This is a genomic window from Gammaproteobacteria bacterium (assembly GCA_013696315.1).
In the GTDB taxonomy this organism is placed as follows: Bacteria; Pseudomonadota; Gammaproteobacteria; order JACCYU01; family JACCYU01; genus JACCYU01.
This window is the reverse complement of record JACCYU010000238.1, coordinates 1-2,398: the sequence shown is the minus strand read 5'-3', so window position 1 is coordinate 2,398 and position 2,398 is coordinate 1. Positions and strand designations below refer to the sequence as shown.

Annotated in this window: 1 protein-coding gene and 1 pseudogene; one reads left to right on the top strand and one right to left on the bottom strand. The window is 56.2% G+C overall.

Annotated elements, in window-relative coordinates:
* Positions 1–1,286, bottom strand: a pseudogene (locus tag H0V34_14020) (DEAD/DEAH box helicase family protein).
* A gap of 458 nt (positions 1,287–1,744) precedes the next feature.
* Here H0V34_14020 and H0V34_14015 point away from each other — a divergent pair.
* Positions 1,745–1,957, top strand: a complete 213-nt coding sequence (locus tag H0V34_14015; protein ID MBA2492753.1) for a hypothetical protein — start codon at positions 1,745–1,747, stop codon at positions 1,955–1,957.
* Positions 1,958–2,398 lie beyond the last annotated feature (441 nt).

Genomic DNA, 2,398 nt, shown 5'->3' with positions numbered 1-2,398 from the left:
GCTTGTAAGTCTCCTGCTGGTCCTCGCCCGTATCGTCGGTGACCGTGACGACGAACTTTTGTTCGGAAAGCAGTTCGGTGGTGATTTCCGTGCGGGCATTCACCACCGTGGGATTGACAAGGAAGCCTTCCTTTACGCCATCGAGCAGCGAATAGCGGAAGGTGGGCTGGCTGTTCTCGCAACCGAAGGTGCGGTAGGTATCGAGCAATAGTCTACGTTCGGCCTCGCGCGGATCGTGCATCGAGGGCTTGGCCTTGTCGAAACGCCGGAGGTAGTCACGGGGCGTGGCGGTGAGGCCGAGCTTGTAGCCTATGAAATAGTCGAACACGGCGCGCGCCGATGGACCGATGCGCCTCGTCGGAGATCACCAGGTCAAAATCGGTGGGAGAAAAAAGTCTTTGGTATTTATTGTTGAATTGGAGCGACTGGACGGTGGTGACCACGATCTCGGCGTGCCGCCAGTCGTCGCGATTATCTTTATAGATTACGGTCTGGAAATCAGCGGAAAGCAAAGCAGTAAATGCTTTTTTGGCCTGATCCTCCAGTTCCAGGCGATCCACAAGAAACAGCACGCGACGTGCATTGCCGGAACGCAAGAACAGTTTGATGACGGCCGCCGCAATAAGCGTTTTGCCGGTGCCAGTCGCCATTTCGAAGAGGAAACGGTCTTTACCGTCCCTGACAGCCCGTTGCAGCGCGTGGATCGCCTTGAGTTGGTAGGAACGCAGAAAACGCAGTTTGTTGAGCTGAATGTACTCGGGACGTTCTTCCGCTATCCTCCAGGCCGCTTCCGATGCATATGCCGGCCGTTGCGAAAGGACGATGTAGTCGTCCCGTACCGGCTCGTCGATGAGGCGCTGCGGATTGGGCGCGATTTTCTGGTAGCCAATGACCGAATCCGGCGACGGGAATGAGGTGATCAGGTAAGGATTGCCGCGGTCGAGATCCCAGAAGTAATGCAGATTGCCGTTGGAAAGCATAACTAAACGGCAGTTCTGGGAGCGGGCGTATTTGCGCGTCTGCTCCTTGGCGCTCAGCGGCTCTATGCTCTCGGCCTTCGCCTCCAGCACAATCAGGGGAAAGCCTTTGGCGTTTAAAAGCAGGAAGTCGAGGTAGCCTTTCTTTGTCTTCTCGAAGTTGTCGCCCAGGGCGGTCAGGTCGGCCGGCTTGATTGTGGTGGTGGATTCGAGCCCAATGTTAGCGGGACCGAGTTCATCCGCGAAGAAACGCCAGCCCGCCACTTCGAGCAGCTTGTTGATCTTGATGCGGGCTGTGGCTTCATTCATCAATTCAGTTTCTACTCGAAGTTGACATTGCCCGCCGCGGCAGACCGTACTGCACGGGTGTCGCATGCAGCAGATCGCTGTGTAGGCCGCTCACGTTGAGGGCCGGATTGGCGTGGACGTAATCAGCCTTCAGGGTGGGATGGAGGCGGACGGGTGCTATGAGGTTTATTATCTCCGACAAGAAAGACAAGTGCTGTAGCATCCCAGTAGATGTATACCTTGGCCCATTTGTCCGCGGCGAACTTCGCGTGATGACCCGTGCATATTGATACACTGCTTATCAGGATACGGTGACTATGGCAACCAGCGCTAGTTTACGAAAGTAGAGGAGAATAGTTATGCCACGAGGTGCCAGACCAGGGGAAAGAAGAGGTGGGCGGGCGAAAGGTGCTCCGAACAAAAGAACGGTCGCCATCACCGAGAGACTAGAAGCGCTGGGCTGCGATCCTATCGAGGGTATGGCGCGTATCGCAATGGACGAGGCGGCCGAACTCGGCATCCGTGCGCAGATGTATAAAGAACTTGCGCAGTACATCGCGCCGAAGCGCAAGGCGGTTGAAATAACGGGAGAGAGCGGCGACTCCATACTGGGCGAGTTCACTTTGACTGCATGGCTGGATCAGCACTCGGGCAAAACCGTTGGCCCGCCGAGTGAACGGGGTAAAGCATGAGCGGTCTTTCCGTAACAGCGGGCCCAAAGTTCGGCGTTCGTCACGTGTCTTAACATCCTCTGCTGTCAGTCCAATTAATCAGCCTACCAGAGGACGGCAGGGACGGCTTTTCCGCGCAGCACGCGCGCGCGGGACATGCAAGCCGATTTCCTGGCCGATGAAATCATCAAGATTGCCGATGATGGTTTGAGGGACTACGACACCGACGCGCAGGGCGCCAGACGCGTTAGCGGGTTCACCGCTGCCTCAATATTTCTTTTGTTACGCTCGCGAGGGCGAGAGTAGGCAATGACTGAAGTCCTAACACAACTAGATGTTCAATCCCAGGGTGTCATGGTATAAGCGATTTTAGCATCGATAAGGAGGCACTATGGGACAGGTTTTACACGGCAGTGCCGCGACTACGCACGCAGTGCGAGCGGCGATACAGCGATCGCAGGC